Origin of the sequence: Microvirga sp. RSM25 (assembly GCF_044784385.1) — a bacterium.
Taxonomy (GTDB): domain Bacteria; phylum Pseudomonadota; class Alphaproteobacteria; order Rhizobiales; family Beijerinckiaceae; genus Microvirga; species Microvirga tunisiensis.
On the sequence record NZ_CP173039.1, the window covers coordinates 3648059 to 3673078 of the forward strand.

The following is a 25020-nucleotide window of genomic DNA, read 5'->3' on the forward strand; positions in this document are numbered from 1 at the left end:
AGGCTCCGATCATCCCCTCACGCACGGGGCGTGAATCGTGATTCTCGACTCGTCTTCGACTCGCAGGCCGATTTTCGCCTCCGATCGACAAATTTTTTTAGTCTCACGCACGAGGACTCCGAGACGCGTAGAACCCGTCTTCGACCCTCTCCAAGTGAAGAGGATTTCGGTTGCGATGTTGAACGTTCCTGAACACATCCGAATACTCTGCGGACGTTTAACATCTTCTTTACTCATGCGCTAAGCCATTGTTACGAAATGCGATTTAGACGTCATCACAACAGCGCGGCGTCGCGAATATCGACATCGAAGCACCTAAGGAAGAGACTCTAACTGTCTCATCTTGAACCCGATATTGAGTCTTAGATCTGCAAGTGCAGAGAGACATACCCGGCAACATATCCACAGAAAAAGTGAGCGTTCTACTGTCAACACTTTCCGATAATCGGAACCCCGTTGGTATAACGACGTTGCCTTGCAAGCGTGACGGTTGCACGCGAAGGCCCTTGAAGGAGGCGGCAATGCCGACAGACACCAAGTCAAACCCGCTGACGATGCTGTTCACGGGAGACACCGGTGCGACCAGCACCAAGAAGACCGCTAAGAAGAGCAGCGCACGCCGCGGCTCGACGAGCACCGCCAAGAAGGCGGGAACGAAGAAGACCGCTGCCAAGAAGACGGCAGCAAAGTCGGCCTCCCGGTCGGCAACGAAATCTTCGGCCAAGTCAGGCGCGAAGAAGGCCACTGCCAAGAAGGCAGTCGCCAAGAAGACCACTGCAAAGAAGACGGCTGCCAAGAAGACCGCGACCCGTTCGTCGGCCAAGTCGGCAGCTAAGAAGACCACTGCCAAGAAGACGACCGCCAAGACCGCGGCCAAGAAGACGACCGCTAAGAAGACTTCGGCCAAATCGGCCGCCAAGAAGTCCTCTGCTCGTTCGACTTCGGCTCGTTCGACGGCCCGGAAGTCTGCCTCTCGCAGCTCCAGCCGCGGTGCGGTGAAATCGGCTTCGAAGGCGCGTGGCGCATCGAAGTCGACCACGAAGCGCGCAGCTGCCGCTTCGAGCCGGACCTCTGCCACGAAGAAGTCGGGCAAGGTCGCCAAGCGGTCTTCCAGCTCCCGTTCCTCGAGCGCTCGCAAGAGCCCCTCGAAGTCCCGGAAGCGCTAAGACGAGCATGCCGCAAGCGCCGGGCTAGGACCTTTCCTAACGGCCGGCGCCTGCGCATAAAAAATCGCCCGGCGAAAGCCGGGCGATTTTGTTTTCATAGGATAGCGCCGGGTTATCGGCCCGTGCTCATCGGGTCGCTTGCGCCCCAATAGGGCGTGGCGTTGTAGTAGCGATGAACGTGCTCTTCCCATTCGCGGTCGTAGGAAGCGTCATGCCCTTCCGCGCTGCGGCGGGGCGCTCCACGCAGCTGATCCTCCGAGAGGTTCAGCTCATAGGCGTCGAGCTCGGTATTGTATTTCAGGACGCTCCAGGGAAGCGTGTAGTATTCCTCACCGAGCCCCATGAAGCCGCCGAAGCTCATGACCGCATAGGCGACCTTGCCGGATCGCTTCTCGATCATCACGCGCTCAATCGTTCCGATCTTCTCGCCGTCCGTGCGGCGCACCGGCGTTCCTTCGACCTTGTCGCTGGCGATCAGACTGTGGGTTTCGCGAACGTCGCTGCTTTGTGCCGTCGTCTGCATCATTTCGCTCCCTTCATGTGTGAGATCCTAAGGCAACGCTCGGGTTGAAAGGCCGGTTCCGGTTTCGGGCCGGAGGCCCAAGGTTTCCAACGCTCTTAATCGGGTTCCTCCCACCAAGCGCTGCCGTAGGAACCCCCTTCCCGACCTCACGTTGACCCACGTTTATGAAACTTGAGGATATGAAGGAGAGTGCCATGGCGGTTCGCCAGAAGTCGGCTGAGGACCAGGTCGTCGTCATCACCGGCGCATCCAGCGGCATAGGACTTGCGACGGCCCATCTGTTTGCCGAGCGCGGCGCCAAGGGTCTCATCCTGGTCGCCCGCAACGAGGACGCCCTGCGCAAGATCGCCGACGAGCTCAGCCATGGGTCGACGCGTGCCATTGCCGTTGCGGCAGACGTCAGCAAGCGCGAAGATCTGGAGCGGGTGGCGCGCACCGCCATCGAGACCTTCGGCGGCTTCGATACATGGGTGAACGATGCCGCAGTGGCCCTGTACGGGAACCTCAACGACATCCCACTGGAGGACCAGCGTCAGCTCTTCGACGTGAACTATTGGGGTGTCGTCAACGGCTCGATGATCGCGGCGGACCATCTGCGCCATCGCGGCGGCACCATCGTCAATGTGGGCAGCGTCCTGTCAGAGCGGACCATGATCCTCCAGACCCAATATTCCGCCTCCAAGCACGCGGTAAAGGCCTTCACGGATGGCCTGCGCATGGAACTGGCAAATCAGGGCACGCCAGTCTCGGTCACGCTCATCAAGCCATCGTCCATAGACACGCCCTACGTCGAACATGCCCGCAACTATCTCGATCGGGAAAACGCCGTGCCGCCTCCCGCCTACGATCCCCATCTCGTCGCCAAGGCGATCGTGTTCGCGGCCGAACATCATCGTCGCGAGATCACGATCGGCTTCGGCGGTTGGGTCATCGGCGCGATGGGCAAGGTCGCGCCTCACCTCGTCGACAAGGCGATGGAATGGACGGGCTATGCTTCGCAGACGACGGATCATCCCGAGCGACCAGGCATGCGCGACAACCTTTATGGAGCCCGCGAGGACGGCGACATGTATTCGTCTCTTCCTGGCGAACCACGCAAGACGAGCCTTCTCCTCGAAGCACAGCTTCACCCCTTCGTGACCGCCGCCTTGCTGGCCGGCGTTGCTGCCGGCATCGCGACCCTGTTCCTGCCGTCTATGGCGGGGAGCCGGCGTCCGAAGCAGTTCAAGCGTCCAACACCGCGCTACCAACCCCAGCCCGCCATGCGCCGCAGCGGCAACGGTCACGACAAGCGCACCTTCGGTCCAGGTCACATGAGCCAGCGCGGTCCGTACGAGGGCCGCCCACAGCCCAGACATTGAAGGCACGGAAGGGCCGGATCGGAAGGTCCGGCTTTTCCGAGACTCCGGCTCGTCATTCGGCCCTTGCTCGGTTTCTCGTCCTGAGAGGCTGGCCCATAAATCCATGCGTTACTCAGGAGCGGGCTTGGGAAGCTGCAGGTTTTAGAAGCAGGCTCTGAGGCAGTCTGATCTTGACCGCCGTCATCACCGGCCTTGTGCCGGTGATCTCGATTGTTTTGAGCGCAGCGCCGTTCAGTATCGGGATGGCCGGCACAAGGCCGGCCATGACGGGGGAGGAGGATGACACCCAAAGTTTACTTACGAAAGGCTTGTGAGCCTTGGTTTCGCGGTTCCGGCCGTTCTTCTGGAGAGCGACAAGATGGCCGCATCCGGCACGTTCCGAAGTGGAAGATTGCAGGCTAGCCTCTCTCCATGATCCCGATTCGCTCTCTCGCCATCCCCCTGGTTCTTCTCATCGGCGGCTCCGCCGGCGCTCAGGACAAGGGTACTCTCGACCCGAAGCCGCTGCCGCCGCTCGCCAATCCGGGCGACCCCAAGCTTGCCGCGAAGGAACTGTTCGGGCGTCGCACCGCGCCAGCCGATCTTCGCTCGCGCTCCATCGGCAGCTATGCCCGCGGCTGCGTTGCGGGCGCGGCGGCCATCCCGATCGACGGCGACAACTGGCAGGTCATGCGCCTGTCCCGCAACCGCAACTGGGGCCACCCGCAGCTGATCGGTTTCCTGCAGCGGTTCGCCACCCGGCTTCCGGGCATCAACGGATGGCCCGGCCTTCTCGTCGGCGACATCTCCCAGCCGCGCGGCGGGCCGATGATCACGGGCCATGCCTCGCACCAGATTGGCCTCGATGCGGATATCTGGCTCACGCCCATGCCCAATCGCCGCCTCTCGCGAGCGGAGCGAGAGGAGATGTCGGCCACCAACATGGTGCGCGATGATGGGCTCGACATCGATCCCGCCAGATGGACGCCGCAGCATACCGCCCTCATACGCGCCGCCTCATCGGAAAGAGGCGTTGCCCGGGTCTTTGTGAACCCGGCGATCAAGAAGGCGCTCTGCCGGGAAGCGGGAGCAGACCGGTCCTGGCTGACGAAGGTACGGCCGATATGGGGCCACAACTACCATTTCCATATCCGCCTCGCCTGTCCGGCCGGCGAAGCGGGCTGTTCCGATCAGGATCCGCCGCCGAGCGGCGACGGCTGCGGCGCAGAGCTCGATGCCTGGTTCACGCCGCAGATGCTGCATCCGAAGCCGGGCAAGCCCCGTCCCCCGCTCACCCTGGCGCAACTGCCCAATGAGTGCCGCAGCGTTCTCGAGGCTCCTTGAGACAGGCTTCAAGGCGAAACGGCTCGCATCCCAGAAGATGCGAGCCGTTCCCTGAGGATTTCGGACAGAGTGGTGTTTTATTCGGCAGCCACGCCGACTCCGATCTGGCAGGAAACGCCCGTGCCGCCGAGGCCGCAATAGCCGTTCGGATTCTTGGCCAGATACTGCTGATGGTAATCCTCGGCGAAGTAGAAGGGTCCCGCATCGAGGATCTCGGTCGTGACCGGCCCATAGCCCTTGGCGGCCAGCGCCTGGCCGTAAGCCGCCTTGGAAGCCTCTGCGGCCTTCTTCTGGTCCTCGTTGAGCACGTAGATCCCGGAGCGGTACTGGGTGCCCGCGTCGTTGCCCTGGCGCATGCCCTGGGTCGGATCGTGGTTCTCCCAGAAGGTCTTCAAAAGGGTCTCGTAGGAGATCGCTTTCGGGTCATAGACCACCAGCACGACCTCGTTGTGCCCCGTCAGGCCGGAGCACACTTCCTCGTAGGTCGGGTTCGGCGTGGTGCCGGCGGCATAACCTGCAGCGGTGATCCAGATGCCGTCACCCAGCTGCCAGAACTTGCGCTCGGCGCCCCAGAAGCAGCCGAGGCCGAACACGGCCATTTCCATGCCCTCGGGATAAGGCGGCTGAAGGGGACGGTCGTTGATGAAATGCCGCTCAGCCGTCGGAATCGGGCTGGTCCGGCCGGGCAGAGCCTCGGCGGCAGTCGGCAGGTCGAGTCGTTTGCGGAAGCTGAACATGGAGATCCCTCGCGTGACCTCGCTGATGTAAGCACTGCCCCGCGCTTGCGGGAGAGCCCCTTCCGTCACCTTCCCGTGAAAGCTCAGCGGCCCGCGAGATATCCGATCGGCTCCAGCGGCTTCTGGCCGAGCCACATCAGCAGCGCGCCCACCAGAAAGCCCGTGACCGAAGCAGGCATCTGCAGGACGTAAGTCGCGATCGGATCCCACAGCCAGGGATAGCCACGCTGCGCGATGCTTCCCTCAAGCCCCGCCATTCCACTCGGGAAAAGGGTTCCGGCCACCTTACCGATAGATGCGAACGATACAGCATTATTGACGATGGATCGCGTTCCGTCGATCACCAACCCGATAAATCCCGCCGCGATCAGCAGGAGGCCAAGGCTACGCGCTAGAAACTTCAAGGGAAGACACCTCTATGAATAGAGGGGGATTATCTAGAGCGTTTTGTCGCAATGGCAAAGGCGATTCAGGCTAAATTGACTCAAGTTCGGTCTTGCCTTTTGCCCCGATTTAGCGATACACGGGCGCTCCGCAGACGCAAGCGGAGGACCTGAGCGACCCGTGTCGAGCGACGGGTTTGAAGGTTCCAAGAGCCCGAGAGGCTCATGCTGGAGGGGTGGCCGAGTGGTTGAAGGCGCACGCCTGGAAAGTGTGTATACGGGAAACCGTATCGCGGGTTCGAATCCCGCTCCCTCCGCCATCCACTGAGCCAAGTCTCTGAAGAGAAAAGCGAAATTTCGGTCAGGGTCGTCGCGCCCCATATTTCCCCCACATTCTGGGCTCGTGTGATACCCTTTGTTGAGATGAAATATTTTTCTATGCCGCGGACACTGTCTATAACCACGGGACAGTACCGCGCTTTGACTACTGGTTGGATAGGATCCAGTCGACCCTGCTGAGACTTCGCTTAGGATGCAGAGCTCGAGCCACTGACACATTGCTCCGTCGGGGATGAACCACCTTCGCCGAGGACGCACCGTAAATGGAAATTCCAGAGTTTTGACGACGGGGCAACTGCCGCTCTCTGGCTGAGCTAGGGCTGACATCGGGAGGTTGGGCGCGGAAGAAAGTTGTGATAACTGGCTGACCTCCATTGTAGGCTGACCGCTGCCGTCATTCACTGGACTTTATCTGCTGCCTCAAGGATCTGACCCTTCCCTATGGCCTCTTGGATGATCCCTCACCAGCGCTGGCAGTGGCAGGCCCTGCTGGAACTGACTCTGCGTCGGCTGCACGGCGACTAGTTCCAGAGCTTCTTCTCCAAGGTCATGTCCAAGCTGCACGGCGACGATTTCATCCCCGTGCGAGCATTCGGACGCAGGGGCGACAAGGGATGCGACGGGTATCTCCTCCAGTCGGGACAGCTCTTCCAGTGCTACGGCAAGCTCCATGATGCGGCGCTGAGCGTGGATACCGTCGTCAAGAAAATTGGGGACGACTATGCCAAGGCTGCGACCGAACTCGCCTCGATCATGAAGGAATGGCACTTCGTCCATAATCTGTTCGACGGTCTTCCGATCGAGGCCGTCTCCAAGATCCAGGCGCTTCAGACCGCAAACGGACACCACCGCTTCGGCGCCATCGGCCCGCAAGGCTTCGAGGACCGGGTCTTCCAGCTTGCTGAGGAGCACATCACCGTCCTGCTCGGGCCTGCTGCAACTGCCGAGGACACGCAGAACATGCGTCTTGAAGAGGTCAGTGATCTCATCAAGGCGGTCATGCGGAGCGTCGATGAGGACCAGCTGGACACGGGACCCATCACGGTCGTGCCGTACGACAAGCTCGAATTCAACAGGATCACGGGATGCTGGCGTCATCTGCTGGAATCCGGGTTCCGCAACGCCCCGCATGTCCGCGACTACATCGACCAGCACCCCGACCCTGAGATCGGAACGCGGTTGGCCAAGGTGTTCAAGGGCCGCTACGAGGACCTGAAGCTGCAGAGGCTGAAGCCGAACGCCATCATGCGCTCGCTCTATGAAGACATCACCGGCGTCGGAAGCGTGACGCCGGAGCGCCAAGTGGCCGCTCAGGCCCTGCTCGCCTACCTGTTTGAGGCTTGCGACATCTTCGAGGATCATCCCTCCAAGGTGAACGCATGATTCTTCCCGGCAAACATCTCTCCCCACACCGAGCCCTGATCGGCGTGGGCGCGGAGATCCTTGTCCAGTTGGACCGCCCCCGCGAGGTGTCCGACCTGTGGGATCGCGTGCGCGCGGCACGTGGCAGCCGTCAGGCCGCAACGCCTCTGTCATTCGACTGGTTCGTGCTCGCCCTGACCTTCCTGTACACGATCTATGCGGTGGAAGACGCGGACGGTCTGGTGCGGCCTGGGCAGGGTGCGCCATGATCATCTCCATCAGCAGCAGCCTGCCGACCTTCAAGACCGTGACATTCCACCAGGGCCTCAACGTCGTCCTCTCGACGAAGGCCCCAGGCTCGAACGAGAAGCAGACCCGCAACAGCGCGGGCAAGACCAGCCTGATCGAGATCATCCACTTCCTGCTGGGCGGGAAGGCGGATCCCGACAGCCTCCCCCGCCACAAGGCGCTGGCCGCCCATACCTTCAAGGGCCGGTTCCTCATCGGCGGCTGGGAGGTGGACGTTGCGCGCAGCGGCTCCAAGGTGTCGCGGGTGTTCATCGACGAGGGCAGCGCGAAGCATTTCGGGCTGGCCACGAAGAAGGACAAGGAGTCGGGCGCCGAGTTCGTGTCAAACGAGGAGTGGAAGGACTTCCTGGCTCACCGGTTCTTCGACTTTCCCGCCGTGGTGAAAGGCTCACCGTTCGAGGAGAGCTACACTCCCTCGTTCCGCGCTCTGTTCGCATACTTCGCGGCGCTACGGATCGGGCGCGTTCCTGCATCCGGAGAAACAGGCCAAGGCCCAGCAGCGCTGGGACTGGCAGGTAAACCTGTCATACCGGCTGGGGCTCGACTGGCGAATCCCTCGCGACCAGCACATGGTGCGGCAGCGGGAGAGCCAACTGGACGAGCTCAAGAAGGCAGCCAAGGGCGGAGCGCTCGGCCACCTGATCGGAACGGTGGCGGAGCTTTGGCCAGCCGTGGTCCTCGCCGAGGCCAGGGCAACCAAGCTGCGCGAGCAGCTCGCCCGGTTCCAGGTTCATGATGCCTACCGGGAGATGATGGACCGAGCGGCCAACGCCAAGACGGAGATGCAGGCTCTCGCCCGGCGAGCCGTCTCGCTGAGGGAGACTCTTGCTCACCTCCAGGACGCCCTGAAGCGTGAACGCCTTCCCGAGCGGGATGACGTCACCCGTCTCTATCAAGCGGTCGGAATCGAACTGCCGGAAAGTGCGAAGCGCCGGTTCGAGGATGTCGAGCGTTTCCATCAATCCGTGGTCGAGAACCGCAGGCTGCGCCTTCAGGAGGAGATCGACGCGATCGGGCGCGAGCTTGCTGTCGGCGAGCTCAGGGCAGCAGAGCTGGATGCTGGACGGAGCGAGACCCTACGGACGCTTGAGGGGCGCGGCGCCCTGGAGGATTTTACGGCGCTGCAGAAGCGGCTGGCCGACGCCGACGCGGAGGCGGCCTCGCTGCGCGAGCGGTTCAAGGCTGCCGAGGCGCTTGAGAGCGAGACCACCCAGCTCGGCATCGACCGGAAGAGCATCAAGCGGCGCCTCCAGGAAGACCATCACCTGCGGCGCGGCCGGCTGGACGAGGCAATCCTCCTGATCGGCGAAGCCATCGGTTACCTCTACGAGGAACGGCAAGGCAAGTTCGAGGTGGAGGCCACCGAGAACGGGCCGGAATTCCGCATCTCGATCCAGGGCGACCGGGGCGGCGGGATCTCCAACATGGAGATCTTCTGCCTCGACCATGCTCCGTTCGCGATGTGGGCAGGCCGCGAGAAGGGTCCGGGGTTCCTCATCCACGACAGCCATCTCTTCGACGGGGTAGATGAGCGTCAGGTCGCGAACGCGCTCGACCTCGAAGCCGCCACCGCCACGCGGCTCGGGGGCCAGTACATCGTGACCCTCAACTCGGACATCTTCGATAGCCTGCCCCTGCCGAACACACTCGACCGCGACGCCATTGTGGTGCCGACGCGCCTGTCAGACGAGAGCGAGACGGGTGGACTTTTCGGATTCCAGTTCGACTGATGGCTGGGAGATTCAACACCTTACGAAGGCCAATAAGCAGTTAGCCGGCTTTGATTGAGCCGGCGTAACGACCGGTGTTCTTTTCGTGGATTGAGAGTGGTATCGAGACGGTCATGATGACACGTTCGAAGGATTTTGCTACGGACGCAACTACGAGGTCTCCCCTCGCATACGCGCTGTGCAACTGCGGCGTAAGAGCTCATGCCTCGAGAAGACGTACGCGTCATCAACTATGCGTGACCTTGACGTGACTGGAGGGGAGATCTCGTGCCACCGAATCCTTTTGGAACACCGATCCGCGCTAAAATCCCTGCTGAACTAACCAGCGAAGCCGCACTTCTCTCCTACCTTGGTTTGTCGACCAAGGAACTCAAGAAGATCCGGTGGTACCGTGGGCGGATGTATCACTCGTTCGATATAGCTAAAGGCAAGAACAAGACTAGGAAGATTCGTGCGCCCGACGAACGGCTGAAGTACCTACAGCGGCGACTCTTACCATTGCTCAACCAGCTCTACGAGGTCCGCAACCCGGCCCATGGGTTCGTCGCCGATCGGTCGGTCAAGACCAACGCACTCGCGCACCTGCGAAATCGCTTCGTGCTCAACCTCGACCTAAAAGACTTCTTTCCGCCAATCACAGAAAAGCGAATTGTCGGAGTTTTGGGATCTTTCGGAATTGACAGCGGCGTCGCGGCTGTGATCGGCCACCTTTGCTGCGTCAGCGGCCAACTGCCCCAAGGCGCGCCGACTAGCCCCGTGCTCTCAAATATGATCTGCTTTCGTCTCGACAGGCAACTACTCGCTTTCGCCAAAGGTGCCCGCTGCATTTACACGCGATACGCGGACGATATTACTTTTTCGAGTCATCAGCCGATGACGACTCTGTTCGAGGGGCCTCTCCCACCGGCAGGACATTTTGCACCTGATCTCCTCATCCCGGCCTTCGTGAACATCTTCGCCGCTAACGGCTTTGCCATAAATCCTGCCAAGGCCCACTATGCTGACCGACATTCGCGCAGGATGGTGACCGGTCTCAAAGTCAATGAATTGCTCAATGTCGACCGTCTCTACGTACGGAACGTCCGCGCCGCCCTTCACTCCATTGAGACAATCGGCGAGGCTGCGGCGCAGCAGAAGTTCGCATTGCTTGGGGGCACCGGTAGCCTGCCTGCGCATCTTCTTGGAAAGATAAGCTGGCTGCGGCACATCCGCGGGCAGACAGACCCGGTATTTCGGAGTATCGCGGTCCGTTTCAACAAGGCTTTTCCCAGCCTCAGGATCGAAGTCACCCCCACACGGGCCGAGGTCAGAGACCGCGCGGTCTGGGTAGTCGAACACTTCGAGGGTGAGATGGCGCAAGGCAGCGCCTTCTTTCTCCGAGGTGTTGGCTTAGTCACGGCCGCGCACTGCGTCACGGGTGCAAGCGACATTGATGTCTACCATCCCAGCAAGCCGGCCAATAAGTTTAAGGTGAACGTGCACAAAATTGACGAGGACCGCGATTTGGCAGTCCTCGCGCACACGATTCCCGAAACGGAATATCTCGAGCTTGAGCGATCAACGCGGGCCGTCACAGTCGGTGTTGAGCTGAACGCCGTCGGCTATCCGAGCTTTGGCCCGGGCGATCGGATCAACGTCCGCAGTGGTAACGTCAGCTCACTTCCAGCCAAGCACGGTGTGCAACTTATCGAGGTCCAGCAAAAGCCCTCTCAAGGCATGTCGGGAGGTCCGCTTCTCGACGCCTACGACACCGTCGCCGGTGTCGTGCACAAGGGTGGCCCGAGTGAACCGCGAGACTTCGCGATTCACATCGATGTCCTTAACGCGTGGCTGGCAAGCGCATCTGCATCGTTGGTACCCTAAGCGTCGAAGCCTCACTGCCGTGGCCGACAAAAAGGGACGCCCCGTTTACACCAAGACGCCTGTCCTAGTAGCTAGCCCGCGGGCCTGAGTTGATCGACGAGATCGTACTCCCAAGCCGGGATTGTTGCGTGAAAGAAGATTATCCAGGAATTCGCGAAACAGGTTCTGCAGCGCCGCGGGCTTTCCGCGTCGTCCCAGCGTAGGCCTATTCACCATTGACAGCAATGGGTCGATGCCGTTGAAAAACTTTCGAGAGCTGCTTCGTCTGTCGATTTCTAGCGTCAGCGTGCCAGATCAGGCCCAGCATCCTGTATGCTGACCACGCGAAAAACAGCAGTTGCGGACTTTTTCAACAGCATCGGTCGACCAGCGATGTCAAGCGCACGAAATGAAGGTCCGCCTACTTCGCGAATGCGGAAATCCGGATAAGGTCAGCTCCGTGCCAAATCCGGACCTTCCCTGACCTCTCTGAAGGCGGAATGAAACACTTCTATTTAGGCCTTGCGCGAGACGTTTTAGATCGCCTTCTTATTTTCTCGTCGTTTCAACCCCACCCATGATCGTCATTTAGCTCCGCTACCATTGCGCCTGATTGAACGGGCAGGTAGGGCCGTCCGATCGCTGCAATGAACGCTCTCTTCGGTGTCACGATCGTCTCTTGGGTTCGCCCATAGACATCGACGACACGACCGACTCCCGCCCCTTCTTCCAGTGTGTCGCCTGCTTCGCACATCGGGATGAAGAAGCCTCCATGGCGAGTATATGCGAGGTCGCAGGAGCCGATGGTCCGGTAGCGCTCCCGGTGGATCGGGCCGCCGGGAAGAATTTCGGCTACGCGCGCGACTCCTTCGATGGCCTGCGCGAAGGACTCGATATGAGCCTCGGGCATCCCTGCCCCGCCGCCGCATTCGATGATGAGGGCGGGCACCCCTCGCCGGGTCAGTTGTGTGAACATGGCGCCGGAAAGCCACTCGTCCCGTGCCGCCCACACCACATCGGTCGCGGCGCTGTGGGCGTAGACCTTGGCCTTTTGCGAGGCGTCCGATCCATCCTCCCAATACAGGCTGTAGAATGGCACGACCGCTTCATGGCCGCCGGAATGAAGGTCCATGACTATATCGGCGCTCGCCATGGCCGTTTCCATGAGCGTCAGCGCCATCTGCCGCGTGATCGTTCCATTGGCCGCGCCGGGAAAGAGGCGGTTCATGTTCTCGCCGTCGATCGGAGTGTTGCGGGTCTGCGTACGGAACGCCAGTGGATTCGCCGCCAGCACGCCGACGATGGCGCCCGCCATGGTCTGGAGATCGAGACGCTCGAGGCAGCGCACGATCCCCAGCGCTCCTCCGATCTCGCCGCCATGGATTGCTGCCTGGACCCAAAGGGTCGGTCCGGGCTTCGCGCCGGTTGCGATCATGATCGGCGCGGTGACCGGCCCATCAATCTGATGGGCCAGGGTCAATTCTCCTGTCGAGACGCGCCCAGGCTCGAAGCGGGCCGTACCAACTGCTTGGGCTTTCGAGCCGGGATGTGTCATCATCAGGCCGCCTTCGGTTCGAGGCCGATATGGATCAGGGTCTCGCCGGTCGCCATGACCGGACCTGGATGGATCGCCAGAACGATGCCTGCCTTCGGGCTGCGCGCCTGAGCGCGAGGATTGCCGAAGACATCGTAATACTGGCCGATGACGCTGCCTTCCTCCACCGTATCGCCGCATCCGACGCTGCGCTGGAAGAGGCCGCCCTCGGTGGCCGTGACCCACTCGAAATTCGAGAAGTAGTTCATCGGCTCCTGGGGGCTGACTTCGCCCTCCTCCATGCCGAGCGCACGCAGGACGTTGTGCAGGCGGCCGACGGCGTCGGCAACGGACTCGTCTGTGAAGGAACGGTTCTTGCCGCCGCATTCCACGATGAAGCTCGCGATGCCCGCCTTGGCAGCCGTCATCATGGCCGAGCCCGCGAGAATGTTGTCCGGGGCCGGCAAGGTATCGCGGTAGCCGAAGGCCCGCGCCACCTTTTCGGACAGGGCGCCCGCCTCTCCGTCGACACGGGGGAACAGGGCCCAGCGCACGTCGGGCGTGAGCGCCGTGTGGAAGTCGATTAAGACATCGGCGTAGCGCTTGAGCGGCTCGAACAGTTCATAGGCCATCTGCTGCGTCAGGGTCCCGCCGGCGTCGCCTGGAAACTGGCGGTTCAGGTCGCCGCCGTTGTAGCCCTCGTAAGGGCTCATGCGCTGCTTGGATCGGAAAGCGGATACGTTGAGAACCGGCAATGCGACGACCGTCCCGCTGAGCCTTGTGGTATCGAGTTCTCTCACAAGCCCGTGGATGATGTAGGTGCCGGAATATTCGTTGCCGTGCACGCAACCGTGCAGCCAGACCACCGGACCATCCTTCTCCCCCTGAACGATGATGACAGGAGCATTGAGAGGCGATCCGTCCGGAGCGTCGCCGACGCGCAAGACGCCCTTCGTGACACCAGGGCCTTTGGAATGGGCGGTACCGACAATGATTTCTTTTGACATGATAATGGCTCACGCGCGCTTGGGATTGAGGCCGATGTGGATGAGAACGTCACCCTGTGGAATAATAGGCCCCGGATGGTGAGCGAGGACGACGCCGGATGCCGGGGAATATACGTCTCCGGCATTGTCGCCGAACAGATCGTAGTAGGTTCCCACCACGTCTCCCTCGTTGATCGTCTCGCCGCAGGACACCGCAGGCGTGAACAGGCCGCCGCGCGGAGCATTCGCCCAATGGAAGTTCGAGAACAAGGTCAGCCGGCCGTAATCGGTCACTTCGCCCTTGAGCAGGCCGATGGCGCGCGCCACGTTGCGCAGACGCTCCGCAACATCGGCTACGGTCTCGGGAGTGAACGCCGTTCCGACACCGCCCGCCTCGGCGATGTAGGCCGGGATGCCATCCGCGGCAACGGTCATCATGGCCGATCCTACCAACGTGCCCTTGGGTGTCGGAAGCGTGTTCTCGTACCCGAAGGCGTCTGCCATGCGACGGCCCACCTCGCTCACCTCGCCACCCGTATCCGCGTAGAGCGCCCATCGGGTGTTGGAGGTGAAGGCGGTATGGAAGTCGATCAGATGCGTCGCGTAGCGCTTCAACTCGTTGTAGACGACATAAGCCATCTGCTCCGTGAAGCCGCCCTTGGGATTGCCCGGGAAACAACGGTTCATGTCGCCGTTGTTGAAGCCTTCGAACGGGCTCATGCGGCGGTAGGCGCGGAAGGCCGTAATGTTGAGGATCGGCAGGGCGATGACAGCCCCATGCACCTCACTCGGATCGAGTGAGCGAAGGAACGCGTGAATGTTGTAGGTTCCGCAATATTCGTCGCCGTGGACGCAGGCGTGCATCCAAAGCACCGGCCCCGGCTCCTTCCCGCGGATTATGATGACAGGGATCTCGATAGGCGCACCGTCCGGATACGCGCCGACCTTAAGCATGCCTTCGAACCGACCGGGCCCGTCCGCTTTCGCGGAGCCCACTTCAATAATATCCATAGTCACTCCCTTTCATGGATTTCGTGTTTCGGAAGATCAGAGGCGCATGGTCTTGCGCAGTCCGGCCAGCCGCTCGATCAGAAGGCCGAACAGCACGATCATGACGATCTGCAGCGTCGTGATGGCGGCGATAACCGGAGAGCTCTCCCACTGGATGTAGGAGAAGATCTCGATGGGAAGGGTCGTCATGCCCGGACCCGACAGGAACAGGGCGATGTAGACGTCGCCGAAGGAAATGATGAAGGCGAAGATCAGCGCCGAGATCACGCCTGGCGCAACGAGTGGCAGCGTCACCTCCGTCAGCACGCGCCAGCGCGGGGCGCCGAGGGTATAAGCCGCGGCCTCCACATCGCTGTCGACGCCTTCGAGGCTGGCGATGATCCCGGCGATGGTGAAGGGCAGACAGATCAGCACGTGCCCGATCACGAGGGCCGCCAGCTCGGGAACCGGAAGCTGGGTCAGGAGCAGAAGGAGGGACAAGCTGATCAGGATGTGAGGCACCATCATGGGCAGCATGGCCATGGACTGCCCGATTTCCCGCCGTCCGCCCAGGTAGCGGACGATGCCGTAGGCGGTGATGAAGCCGATGGTCGTCGCAATGCAGGAGGAGATGAGCGCCAGAACGATGCTGAACTTGAACGCGTCCACGAAGCTGTCGCTGGAGAAGAATTCCCGGTACCAGCGCAGCGAGGCTTGAGACAATGCGTAGGTATTGCTCTGGTCGGGGCTGAACGACGCGACGATCACGATCAGCAGCGGCGCAAGCAGGAAGAAATAGAGTGCCGTGACGAGGAGGCCGAAGCCGAACCTTCCGACGGGAGCCAGATCAACGGCCGGCTCCGTGATCGCCAGGCGTTGGGATGGTTGAGAGGCTGTCAAAGCGGGCGAGGAATAATTAGTAGCCACGGCGCGTCTTCCGGAAATAGAGCGAGATGACGGTGAACTGGCAGAGAACCAGCACGGCGGCGACAGCAGCCCCAAGCGGCCAATTGAAGGTCGAGAGAATGAGCTGGTAGATCGTCTGGCCCATCATCGTGACATTGCGTCCGCCGAGGAGTTCCGGCGTCACGATGGAGCCCGCCGTCAGGGTGAAGACGAGGGCCGCCCCCATGACGATGCCGGACCGGCTCAACGGCAGCGTGATCTCGAAGAAGGCGCGCGCCGAGCGCGCTCCCAAGGTGCTGGCCGCGGGCACGAGGTGGGGATCCTGGCTCGCGAGCGAGGAGAAGATCGGAAACACCATGTATGGCAGCATGATGTGGATGAGCGCCATGATCACGGTAGGTTCCGTGTTCAGGAAGCCGACCGGCTGATCGATCAGTCCGAGCCAGATGAGGATCTGGTTGACGAGACCGTCGCGGCCGAGAAGCACGATCCAGCCATAGGTTCGCACGATCACGCCGGTCATCAGCGGCGCGATGATGAGGAACATCAGCAATCCGCGCCATGCGGATCTCATCCGCGACAGGAAATAGGCGAGCGCGTAGCCGAGCACCGCCGTGATCACGGTCACGATCGCCGAAATGCGGAAGGTGTCGTAGATGATCTGCCGGTAGTAGCCGTCGAGCAGCAGACGCTCGTAGTTCTCCGTGGTCACTTGCGGCAGATAAAGCTGCTCGGGTGAGTATTTTAGCAGACTGACGGACAGGAAAAAGCCGATGGGCGCTATCAGAAATGCCAGGTAAAGCAGACTGATAGGGGCAAGGAGCGTTGCTGCGAAGGCCTTCGCTTGCGATTCGGGGTCTCTGGTCATGGCTGACCCACGGGGATTGCGCGGCATTCCTGAAGCCGGACGCCGACACGTTCGCCGGTCTGCATGCGCCTGAACTTCTCGACGCTTGGAACCGAGGACTGGAAGAGCTGGCCTCCGGGAGCCGCCAACTCGAAAAGAATACGCTCGCCTTGAAAGACGCGTTTCACGATCGACATGGGAAGGCTGTCGCCATCACCCGCCTCTACCACTTCGACCCGTTCCGGCCGAGTCATCAGAATGGCTCCGGAACCGGCCGCCATGTCGGGACGCACCGCTCGGGCGGGAACCTGCAGCCCCTGCCCGACATCCACCAGCACCTCATCGCCGGATTTCAGGGCGATCCGGCCTTCAATCAGGCTCGCCTCTCCGATGAACTCGGCGGCGAAGCGTGTCTGTGGTCGATCATAGAGATCCTCGGGGGTTCCGATCTGTTCGACATGGCCTGCATGCATCAGCACGACCCGGTCGGACATTTCGAAAGCCTCGTCCTGATCGTGCGTGACGAAGACCGTCGTGATGCCGAGGCGCCGCTGGATCTCGCGCAGTTCGTATCTCATTCTCTTGCGCAAGAGCGCATCGAGGTTCGAGAGCGGCTCGTCGAGCAGCAGGATCGACGGCTCGATGACCAGCGCCCGGGCCAGGGCGACGCGCTGACGCTGGCCGCCGGAGAGCTGATGAGGATAGCGCTCCTCGACCCCGGGCAGTCCGACGACGTCGAGCATATGCCGGACACGCCGGGCAATCTCATCCTTCGGCACCTTCCTCATGCGCAGTCCGAAGGCCACGTTCTGCTCGATGGTCCGGTGCGGAAAGAGCGCATAGTTCTGGAAGACGAGACCGATATCGCGGTAAGGCGGGGCGAGCTTCGTGATGTCCCGCCCCGCCAGGAGCAGCTTTCCATCCGTTGGAGTGGTCAGGCCGGCAATGATGTGCAGCGTCGTCGTCTTGCCGCACCCCGACGGGCCCAGCAATGTCAACAGCTCACCCTTGTTGACATGGATGTCGACGGGTCCGAGAGCGGTCGTCGCCCCATAACGTTTCACAAGTTGTTCGAGTTTCAGAACGGGCTGCACGTGGCCTCACCTTCCAGCTGAATGGAGAATTACTTCGCTGCGATGATTTCTTTGTTCCACCGCTCGGCATACTGATCGCGGTAGGCAAACATGGTCATGTAGTCCGCCTGGCGCTGCAGCTTTCCGAGAAGCTCGACCTGCTCGTCGCTCAGCTCGAGCTTCTTAAGGTCGGCTGGCAAATTCTTCATCGCCTCCATATTCGTCGGCGGATAGCCTGTCAGGCGCGCGAACTCGATCTGCTTCTCCGCATCGAGCGTCGACCCGACGAATTTCCGTGAAAGCTCAATGCTGTCCTGTGGCCGGTTCGCAATGATGGCGGTGTTCCAAATCCAGGACAGGCCGCCTTCCTTCGGGATCACGAACTCGACGGGAGCGCCGGCTGCAGCTGCCTGCTCCGTGCGGGCGCCGAAATACGGGCACAGCCAGATTTCCTGGGCTTCGAGGAGCTGCCGCGTATGCTCCACATTGTTGATGATGCGGCAATTGTTCTTGGCGAAAAGCTCTTTGAACTTCTCGACTCCGGGTTCGATATTATCGGATGTCCCGCCGAACGCGACATTGATCGCGTGGAAGACTTCGTCCCCGATCCAGCCCCAAGCCGGGAAGGCTACACGGCCTTTGAACTCCGGATCCCACATGTCGGTCCACGATGTAATGGGACGCTTGATCTGCTTGGTGTTCACGCACAGGCCGTAGGGAGTGTGACACTTGCCCGCGAGAAATTCGTAGCGGAAGGAGGGATGAATCTTGTTGAGGTTCGGGACCGTGTCCTCCGTCCAGGGAAGATAGAGACCCATGGCGCCGAGCTGCCCGGCTCTCGTTTGGCCCGTATGGATGACATCCCATTGCGGCCTGCGCTGCTGCGCCATGACGATCGGCTCTTGCGACAGGCCTAGCTTCCACACGAGCTCGACATTGTTTTCCTTGGCGAAAGGCTCCGCGAAGACCTTGCTGACCCAGTCCTTCCAGGACCCTCCGGCCATCATGATCCGGATGTCCTTGGCAGCCTTCGCCTCGATGCCGCTAAGGCCTGCCAATGCCGTACCGCCTGCAAGTGCGAGACCTGCCTTGATCAGGTCGCGGCGCGATACTCCATTCCTCACCGTCTCGTCCATGAGATGTTCCCTTCTGCTTTTAAGTTTAGATCTCAGCGAATTTCTTCGGTCCTGAAGCGGGCTCTTCTTTTTTTCGTGTGGAGGTCGGCGCCGAGCTTTTCTCGAGCGAGTGTGTCGACCAGTATGGATCGCCAAGACGGACGCCGATGGAATGCGCTTCCTCGCGGATGCACTGCATCATCCTGGCCTGTAGGGAGCGGTCGGCCGCCGAGGTCGGGAAGGAGACCGAGAAGCCCAGCATTTCGTCCTTTCCGGGATGAGCGACGGCGACGCCGAAAGCGGCAATGCCCGGAATCAGGGCGCTGCTGGTCATTGCGACCCCTGTCCTGCGGATGTCGGCCAGTTCCTTGCGGATAATGCCCTGGTCGACTGTCCCTTCGGCATGTTCCTCGATCAGATCGATCGCCTCGTCGTCGGATTTGCGCGCCAGAAGCGCGCGGCCGATGGCGGTCGGATAGGCGGACATCCGCTTGCCGATGTCGTGCACGAGGCGAAGCGGATAGGTACCGTGCTTGAGCTTCAGAATGATCAGATCGGGACCGGACAGGATGCCTGCATAGGCGGCAAACTGGAATTCATGGATCAGGGCATCCATGGCGGAGTCGACGAAGTCGAGGAGGCTGTGGTCGGCAAGATAGAGCTCTGCCAGCGCAAGAGCCCGGCGTCCGGCGCAATATCCCAGTTCGCGATTCCCTCTCTCGAGGAAACCGTACTCGCTCAGCGTCTTCAGGAGTCGGGACACCGAGCTCTTCGGCATGCCCAGTTCGCGGCAAACCTCGCCGACCCGAAGGATCGGGCGCTCCTTGCTGAGAAGAGACAAGATTTCGAGGCCGTTCTCTAAAGAACTCACAGCGATGTTCCATATACAGCAACGGGGTTGACAATAATGGTACGCATGGACTTGACTTAGCGTCAACCTCCTTTTCGCGGAGAACATGGTGTTCAGGATTGGGATCGATATTGGCGGGACGTTCACCGACTTCGCCATTTGGAAAGATGAGAGCGACGGCTATGTCGAGATCGGCAGTCACAAACTGCCGACGACCTATCCGAACTTTGCGGAAGCCGTGATCCGGGGAGTGATCGAGATCACGGAGCGTTACGCGATTTCCCCGGACGCCTCGGTCCTCGTGGTGCATGGAACGACGATTAGCACGAATGCGGTGATCGAGCGTTCGCAGCCGCCCGTCGCCCTCCTGACCACCCAAGGATATCGCGACCTGCTCGGCATCGCGCGGTTGCGCCTCGACAAGCCCATCGATCTCTTCAACCGGCGGCCGACGCCCATCGCGCCGCGCGAGCGCGTGTTCGAGGTTCGCGAGCGCCTGCTGTCCGACGGCTCGGTGGACACGCCGCTCGACGACGAGTCCGTTCTCGCGGCCTTGCGGGCCGCACGGGAGAAGGGGGCGCAGGCCGTGGGCATCTGCTTCCTCCACGGCTATCGCAATCCGGTCCATGAGCTCCGGGCGCTTGAACTCGCCAAAGCTCACTTTCCCGATCTCGAAGTCATGGCCTCGCACGAGGTCTGGCCGCAGCAATCGGAATATGAGCGCGCCGTTCTCACGCTGCTGAACGTCTACGTGAAGCGCCTCATGGACAGCTACCTCAAGGAAGTGGACGACTTTCTCCACTCCAGATTCCCACGGTCCCGTCTCACCGTTACGAAATCCAACGGCGGAGTCATGTCATCCGCCGAAGCGCGTGAGGTTCCGATCCACACCTTGCTGTCCGGCCCTGCCGCGGGCGTGACGGCCGCGCAGGTGGTTGGCAATCTCCTCGGCCTTGAACAGGTGCTCACCTTCGACATGGGCGGCACCTCGACCGATGTCTCGCTCGTCGAGCGAGGACGCCCGGTCACGACGGGACAGGCGGAGGTCGGCGACTTTCCCTTGCTCATGCCCGTCACGGCCATCGAGGCGATGGGAGCCGGCGGCGGCTCCGTCATCTGGCTCGATGCGGGCGTGCTGAAGGTCGGCCCGCGCAGCGCCCGGTCGCAGCCGGGCCCTGCCTGTTACGGACAAGGCGGGTGCGAGCCGACTCTGACGGATGCCTACCTGCTCATGAATTATCTGTCGCCAGAGGGACTCCTCGGCGGGAAGCTCTCCCTCGATAGGTCACGTGCCGAGGAGGCGTTTCAACCCATCGCGGATGTTCTGGGCACAGACGTGATCGGCGCGGCTCAGAGCGCCATCGCGGTCGCAACGTCAACTATGATGACCCGCGTTCTACCCTTCCTCGCCCGTTGCGGCGTGGGCCCATCCGATCTGGCTCTGATGATCTATGGCGGCGCGGGCGGCATTCATGGTCCCCTTCTCGCGGATGAATGCGGCATCAAGCACATCGTCGTGCCGCGCCTTCCTTCCGTGTTCTGCGCCTTCGGAGGGATTGTTTCGGATCTCGTGCACGATGGCGTTCACAGCCTGCAAGGATTGAGCCTCTCCCGAGACGAGATCGTGCGCCATTTCGGACATCTGCGCACCGAAGGCGATGTTTGGCTCAAACGTCAGAGCAACGATGAGCAGATTCTCACCGTCGATCGAGTCCATCTCGCGGACATGCGCTACGGCGCTCAGTCCTTCACCATTCCGGTCGACCTCTCCGACGGGCTGGCGGCCGGTCTGGAACTCGACGCCCTCTTTGCGCTGTTTCACCGGGAACATCACCGCCTCTTCGGCCACTGCGATGAAAAATCGCCCGTCGTCATCGACAATCTTCGCCTGCGGACGATCGGCCGCCAGGCGAAACCGGCAGCGATGACGCTGAATCACGCCAGGCAGACTGAGCTTCAGCCGATGGAAACGCGGCCTATCCTGGCCGACGGCCGGTGGATCGAGCACGCGCCGGTCTATTCCTGGCCCGAGATTCGGATCGGCCACCGGATCGAAGGGCCGGCAATCGTCCACCAGGAACTGGCCACGATCCTGGTGCCGCAGGGCTACCGCGCACAGCTCAGCGCCTTCGGCGACCTCGAAATGACGAAAGAGTAGATCATGGATCCCGTTCTGACTGAGATCATGAAGAACCGCTTCACCGCAATGGCCGAGGAAGCCGCGACGGTCGCCTATCGGACAGCCCATACGACCTTTGTGAAGCAGACGCAGGACTTTCAGGTCGCTCTGGCGGCCCTGTCCGGTGAATTCTTCGCCTATCCCACCATGACAGGAGTCACTTCGGGGAGCGGACAATCAATTCAGGGCTTTCTCGATGCCTTCGACCTCGCCGATCTAAAACCGGGAGACGTCCTGATCTCGAATGACCCATTCCGTACGGGCGGGCTTGTGACTCACATGATGGACATCCATCTCGTGCGCCCGGTCTTCCTCGACGGCGATCTTCTCTGTTTCGCGTGGTCGTTCGTTCACGCCTCGGATATCGGCGGCGCGGTGCCGGGCAGCATCTCGCCGGACCTCACGGAAGCGTTTCAGGAGGGCATCAGGCTTCGCCCGATGAAGCTTGTCACAGCTGGTGAGCTCAACAGGGATGTGGTCAACATTCTCAAAGACAATTCCCGCATCGGCGATGCTGTCTGGGGCGATCTCGAAGCTCTGATGTCCGCGATGCGCCTGCTGAATGAACGCGCTACTGCTCTCGGCCGGCGCGTCGGCAGGGAAACGTTCCAGCAGGGCGTAGAGAATGTGATCGCTTACGCCGAGCAGAAGGCCCGCGGAGCCATTCGCCATCTGCGCGATGGCACTTACACCTTTATCGATTATCTCGAAAGCGACGATCCCGACGTGGCCATCCATATCCATTGCCGGATGTCGATCGTCGGAGACGAGGTGGAAATCGACTACAGCGGAAGCTCGCCCCAAGTTCACGCCGCGCTCAACTTCGGCACCGGCAGCAGGACTCACCCCTTTCTATGCCTTGCGCTCACAAATTACATACAGACCGTGGAGCCCTCCATCCCCATCAACGGCGGGATCCTTCGCCCAATCAAGGCCCACGCCCCGCTCGGCACGCTCATGAACGCGGACTTTCCGGCTGCCATGGGCAACCGCTGGGTTGCGGTGATGCGCACCTACGATGCGCTCATGGGATGCCTTAACCAGGCCGTTCCGGGCGGCATTACCGCCTGCGGCGCAGGCCAGGCCGGCATCATCAGCGCTTCATGGGTCGATCCCCAGACGGGCCGCAATCGCGTCGCTGTGGTCGAACCGTTCTCGGGCGGATCGGGCGGTCGCGTCCGGGCTGACGGCGTCGATGCGACCGACACCATGATCGGCTATCTCAAGAGCACGCCCATCGAGCATGTTGAGATCGAAACGCCACTCATCGTCCGACGGCACGAGTTGGTTCCATCGACCATCGGTCATGGCTGCTATCGTGGCGGAGCCTCAGTCGCTATCCAACTCGAATGCCGTGCGCCGGAAGCCATCGTCACGGTTCGCGGCTTGGACCGCTTCCGCCTTCAGCCCTGGGGAGCTTATGGCGGCAAGCCCGGCTGCAATGGCCAGGCAGTCCTGCGTCAGGGAATCATCACGCGTGAGATCGGCAAGATCAAGGTTTTGACAATGCGTAAGGGAGACGTGCTCCTGATGACATCGCCATCGGGAGGGGGCTTCGGCGACCCGAGGGCGCGCGATCCCGATCTCGTTCTCCGCGACGTCCGAGACGAGTTGATCTCTGCCGAAGAGGCTGCAACAGTTTACGGGGTCGTTATAGCCAATGACGAAGTAGATCGGGAGCGCACGACCATCTTGCGCGAGAATGTGCCTGAAACGACAAACTGGGAAATCGCATCAGGGCCTGAGCGAGAGCGCTACGAGAGAATCTGGCCCATCGACGCGAGCATTGCCCTTGCAGAAGCAGCCATGCGGATCCCACAAGGCATTCGTAGAAATGTTCTTGCGACTGCTCGTCGCGAGCTCATGAGTTTGGAGAAACCGATCACAGCTGAACAGGCAGTTCAAGCTGTCGAGCGTAACACGCAGAGGATCGCACCGAGCAGTCTATGAATAGACGAGAACGTTCAAGCTATCTCTGCGGAGTGCCATTTCCTGAAATTCACGGTTTCCCGATCCTGAAGTCACTTTGCAGCGGTACTCGAGCTTGAGGATATCTGGTCATCTGTCCAACTGCTTTTGGATCCAAGGCACGAGATTACCCGGCATTTAACTCAGGTGCCGGCGGCCAATGCGATCGAGTCCGCTACACTTTCATAGCGATCGGAAAGAGTAGCCGTTGCAACCCGCAGATAGTACGTCGGCAGGATTGAGAACTTGGCACCTGGATGGACGGCAATACCGTGGGCCGCGAGCGTCACCATGGCGAATGGCTCCGAGGACACCGGAACCCAGGCGCACAGGCCTTCGCCGTGCATCGCCCCGACACCTCTCTGCTGCAGAGCATTGACCAGATTAGCGCGCCGCTCTTGATAGAGCATCCGGGCCCGATCAACCAATTCCTGCGTCGTCGCATCGCGCAGCAACCAAGCTGTGGCAGCCTGAAGGATACGGCTCGTCCATCCAGCACTGAAGCTTCGATAGGATTGTATCTGATCGATGATGGTTCGGGAGCTGGAGAGGACGGCAAGACGCAAATCGGGTCCATGCGTCTTCGAGAACGACAGGATATGTATAAGCCGGTTCGGAAAGTAGCCGCCCAGAGATTGACGTGGGGCCGCCGAAATATCGCCGACGCCGTCGTCTTCGACGATGAGCGTGTCAGTATCTCGTAGAACCGACGCGAGAGCCTCCAGGCGCGTTTGACTGACACTCTGGCCGGTGACTGAATGCAGCCGCGGCTGGAAGATGAAAGCGACAGGCTTGGTTCTCATTGCAGTTTCAAGAGCCGACGGCAATGGCCCTTCGCCATCACATTGAACAGGCACGATGCGAACTCCTCTGTCTTCCAGAATGTCGAGGAGGCGCATGCCGGTCGGATCTTCGATCGCGACGGAGGCTCCCGGCGGAAGCAAAGCATGAACCAGTGTATAGACAGCGTTATATCCGCCATTCGTCGCCAGGAACGCCTCCGGCTCGTAGGGCCACTTTTTCCTGACCTCCTGCTCGAGTTCCGGCAGGATTCGGTTGCGCTCGTAACTGTTAAGATTCTCCGCCGAAGCGCCATAAGCCATAGCCTCGGCAAGCGGCGGCAACAGGGAAATGTCAGGAACGGCTGCGGTCAAGTTCAGGATACCATCGCCGTAATTGCCGGAACTTCCGAGGCGATGCGGCTTCGCGACGAAACGATCGCCGCTGACCCAAGTGCCATTCCGCCCTCGACCACTGATGATTTTATGACGGCGCAGTTCGCTCCAGGCTTCCGAAATGGTCGCAGGACTGACGCCGAGCGCGAAGGCGAGATCCCGGATCGGAGGCAACTTTGTACCAACCGGCAGCGCGCCGGCACGGATCAGGGCTCTGGTTTCAAGAGCGATCCCGCGAATGGTCCTGTCCGTCAATCTCTCGGCAAACCAATGGGCGTTTCGATTTTCGGTCATGCGACACCAATTTTAATGTTCAATAACA

The 25020-nt window shown here is 61.0% G+C and carries 23 protein-coding genes and 1 tRNA gene; 11 read left to right on the forward strand and 13 right to left on the reverse strand.

From position 1 onward, the window contains the following. Positions 1–265: 265 nt before the first annotated feature. Complete coding sequence (locus ACD578_RS17420; protein ID WP_404286963.1) at positions 266–1138, reverse strand: hypothetical protein; 873 nt, start codon at positions 1136–1138, stop codon at positions 266–268. Positions 1139–1278: 140 nt separating this feature from the next. Continuing rightward, positions 1279–1689, reverse strand: coding sequence for a PRC-barrel domain-containing protein (locus tag ACD578_RS17425; RefSeq protein ID WP_036363378.1), 411 nt, complete (start codon positions 1687–1689; stop codon positions 1279–1281). Positions 1690–1883: 194 nt separating this feature from the next. Here ACD578_RS17425 and ACD578_RS17430 point away from each other — a divergent pair, with 194 nt between their 5' ends. From ACD578_RS17430 to mepA, 3 genes are all read left to right on the forward strand, one after another. Further along, the gene (locus tag ACD578_RS17430; RefSeq protein WP_404286965.1) at positions 1884–3050 is read left to right on the forward strand and encodes an SDR family oxidoreductase; all 1167 of its coding nucleotides are present in this window, start codon (positions 1884–1886) and stop codon (positions 3048–3050) included. Between the two features lie 170 nt (positions 3051–3220). Then, positions 3221–3364: a hypothetical protein gene (locus tag ACD578_RS17435; protein ID WP_404286967.1), complete on the forward strand. Its 144-nt coding sequence runs from the start codon at positions 3221–3223 to the stop codon at positions 3362–3364. Positions 3365–3461: 97 nt separating this feature from the next. Beyond that, complete coding sequence (gene mepA, locus ACD578_RS17440) at positions 3462–4373, forward strand: penicillin-insensitive murein endopeptidase (protein WP_404286969.1); 912 nt, start codon at positions 3462–3464, stop codon at positions 4371–4373. A gap of 77 nt (positions 4374–4450) precedes the next feature. Here the strand turns inward: mepA and msrA are convergent, their stop codons facing one another. Both msrA and ACD578_RS17450 read right to left on the reverse strand, forming a co-directional pair. Then, positions 4451–5110 carry a peptide-methionine (S)-S-oxide reductase MsrA gene (gene msrA / locus ACD578_RS17445; protein ID WP_404286971.1) on the reverse strand — a complete coding sequence of 220 codons (660 nt, stop codon included), beginning with the start codon at positions 5108–5110 and terminating at the stop codon, positions 4451–4453. An 83-nt stretch (positions 5111–5193) separates the two neighbouring features. Then, positions 5194–5514 (reverse strand): PetM family of cytochrome b6f complex subunit 7, encoded by a 321-nt coding sequence (locus ACD578_RS17450; RefSeq protein ID WP_404286973.1) that lies wholly within the window; start codon positions 5512–5514, stop codon positions 5194–5196. A 209-nt stretch (positions 5515–5723) separates the two neighbouring features. Between ACD578_RS17450 and ACD578_RS17455 the strand changes: the two genes are divergently transcribed. From ACD578_RS17455 to ACD578_RS17480, 6 genes are all read left to right on the forward strand, one after another. After that, positions 5724–5813: transfer RNA gene (locus tag ACD578_RS17455), tRNA-Ser, on the forward strand. A gap of 568 nt (positions 5814–6381) precedes the next feature. After that, the gene (locus ACD578_RS17460; RefSeq protein WP_404286975.1) at positions 6382–7215 is read left to right on the forward strand and encodes an ABC-three component system protein; all 834 of its coding nucleotides are present in this window, start codon (positions 6382–6384) and stop codon (positions 7213–7215) included. After that, the gene (locus tag ACD578_RS17465) at positions 7212–7463 is read left to right on the forward strand and encodes an ABC-three component system middle component 6 (protein WP_404286977.1); all 252 of its coding nucleotides are present in this window, start codon (positions 7212–7214) and stop codon (positions 7461–7463) included. Before ACD578_RS17460 ends, ACD578_RS17465 begins: the two co-directional genes overlap by 4 nt. Then, complete coding sequence (locus tag ACD578_RS17470) at positions 7460–8239, forward strand: hypothetical protein (protein WP_404286979.1); 780 nt, start codon at positions 7460–7462, stop codon at positions 8237–8239. The genes ACD578_RS17465 and ACD578_RS17470 overlap by 4 nt, the downstream gene beginning before the upstream one ends. Before the next feature lie 46 nt (positions 8240–8285). Then, positions 8286–9233: an ABC-three component system protein gene (locus ACD578_RS17475; RefSeq protein WP_404293916.1), complete on the forward strand. Its 948-nt coding sequence runs from the start codon at positions 8286–8288 to the stop codon at positions 9231–9233. A gap of 267 nt (positions 9234–9500) precedes the next feature. Beyond that, positions 9501–11096, forward strand: coding sequence for a reverse transcriptase domain-containing protein (locus ACD578_RS17480; protein ID WP_404286981.1), 1596 nt, complete (start codon positions 9501–9503; stop codon positions 11094–11096). Between the two features lie 544 nt (positions 11097–11640). On the opposite strand, the gene ACD578_RS17485 is transcribed toward ACD578_RS17480, so the two are convergent. The 8 genes from ACD578_RS17485 to ACD578_RS17520 are packed head-to-tail and all read right to left on the reverse strand — an operon-like array spanning position 11641 to position 19535. After that, positions 11641–12633, reverse strand: a complete 993-nt coding sequence (locus ACD578_RS17485) for a succinylglutamate desuccinylase/aspartoacylase family protein (protein WP_404286983.1) — start codon at positions 12631–12633, stop codon at positions 11641–11643. Continuing rightward, positions 12633–13616 carry a succinylglutamate desuccinylase/aspartoacylase family protein gene (locus ACD578_RS17490; RefSeq protein ID WP_404286985.1) on the reverse strand — a complete coding sequence of 328 codons (984 nt, stop codon included), beginning with the start codon at positions 13614–13616 and terminating at the stop codon, positions 12633–12635. Before ACD578_RS17490 ends, ACD578_RS17485 begins: the two co-directional genes overlap by 1 nt. Positions 13617–13625: 9 nt before the next feature. Further along, complete coding sequence (locus ACD578_RS17495; RefSeq protein WP_404286987.1) at positions 13626–14606, reverse strand: succinylglutamate desuccinylase/aspartoacylase family protein; 981 nt, start codon at positions 14604–14606, stop codon at positions 13626–13628. Between the two features lie 36 nt (positions 14607–14642). Continuing rightward, a complete protein-coding gene (locus ACD578_RS17500; RefSeq protein WP_404286989.1) occupies positions 14643–15512 on the reverse strand; it encodes an ABC transporter permease in 870 nt (289 codons plus the stop codon). After that, positions 15502–16359 carry an ABC transporter permease gene (locus ACD578_RS17505; RefSeq protein ID WP_404286991.1) on the reverse strand — a complete coding sequence of 286 codons (858 nt, stop codon included), beginning with the start codon at positions 16357–16359 and terminating at the stop codon, positions 15502–15504. The genes ACD578_RS17500 and ACD578_RS17505 overlap by 11 nt, the downstream gene beginning before the upstream one ends. Beyond that, positions 16356–17432, reverse strand: coding sequence for an ABC transporter ATP-binding protein (locus ACD578_RS17510; RefSeq protein ID WP_404286993.1), 1077 nt, complete (start codon positions 17430–17432; stop codon positions 16356–16358). Before ACD578_RS17510 ends, ACD578_RS17505 begins: the two co-directional genes overlap by 4 nt. A gap of 29 nt (positions 17433–17461) precedes the next feature. Then, positions 17462–18547, reverse strand: coding sequence for a PotD/PotF family extracellular solute-binding protein (locus ACD578_RS17515; protein ID WP_404286995.1), 1086 nt, complete (start codon positions 18545–18547; stop codon positions 17462–17464). Positions 18548–18572: 25 nt separating this feature from the next. Next, the gene (locus ACD578_RS17520) at positions 18573–19535 is read right to left on the reverse strand and encodes an IclR family transcriptional regulator (protein WP_404286997.1); all 963 of its coding nucleotides are present in this window, start codon (positions 19533–19535) and stop codon (positions 18573–18575) included. On the opposite strand from ACD578_RS17520, the gene ACD578_RS17525 reads away from it, so the two are divergent. Both ACD578_RS17525 and ACD578_RS17530 read left to right on the forward strand, forming a co-directional pair. After that, positions 19483–21534 (forward strand): hydantoinase/oxoprolinase family protein, encoded by a 2052-nt coding sequence (locus ACD578_RS17525; protein WP_404286999.1) that lies wholly within the window; start codon positions 19483–19485, stop codon positions 21532–21534. The genes ACD578_RS17520 and ACD578_RS17525 overlap by 53 nt on opposite strands. A 3-nt stretch (positions 21535–21537) precedes the next feature. Then, positions 21538–23505 carry a hydantoinase B/oxoprolinase family protein gene (locus tag ACD578_RS17530; RefSeq protein WP_404287001.1) on the forward strand — a complete coding sequence of 656 codons (1968 nt, stop codon included), beginning with the start codon at positions 21538–21540 and terminating at the stop codon, positions 23503–23505. Positions 23506–23666: 161 nt separating this feature from the next. Here ACD578_RS17530 and ACD578_RS17535 read toward each other — a convergent pair whose 3' ends face one another. Next, a complete protein-coding gene (locus tag ACD578_RS17535; RefSeq protein ID WP_404287003.1) occupies positions 23667–24992 on the reverse strand; it encodes a PLP-dependent aminotransferase family protein in 1326 nt (441 codons plus the stop codon). Positions 24993–25020 lie beyond the last annotated feature (28 nt).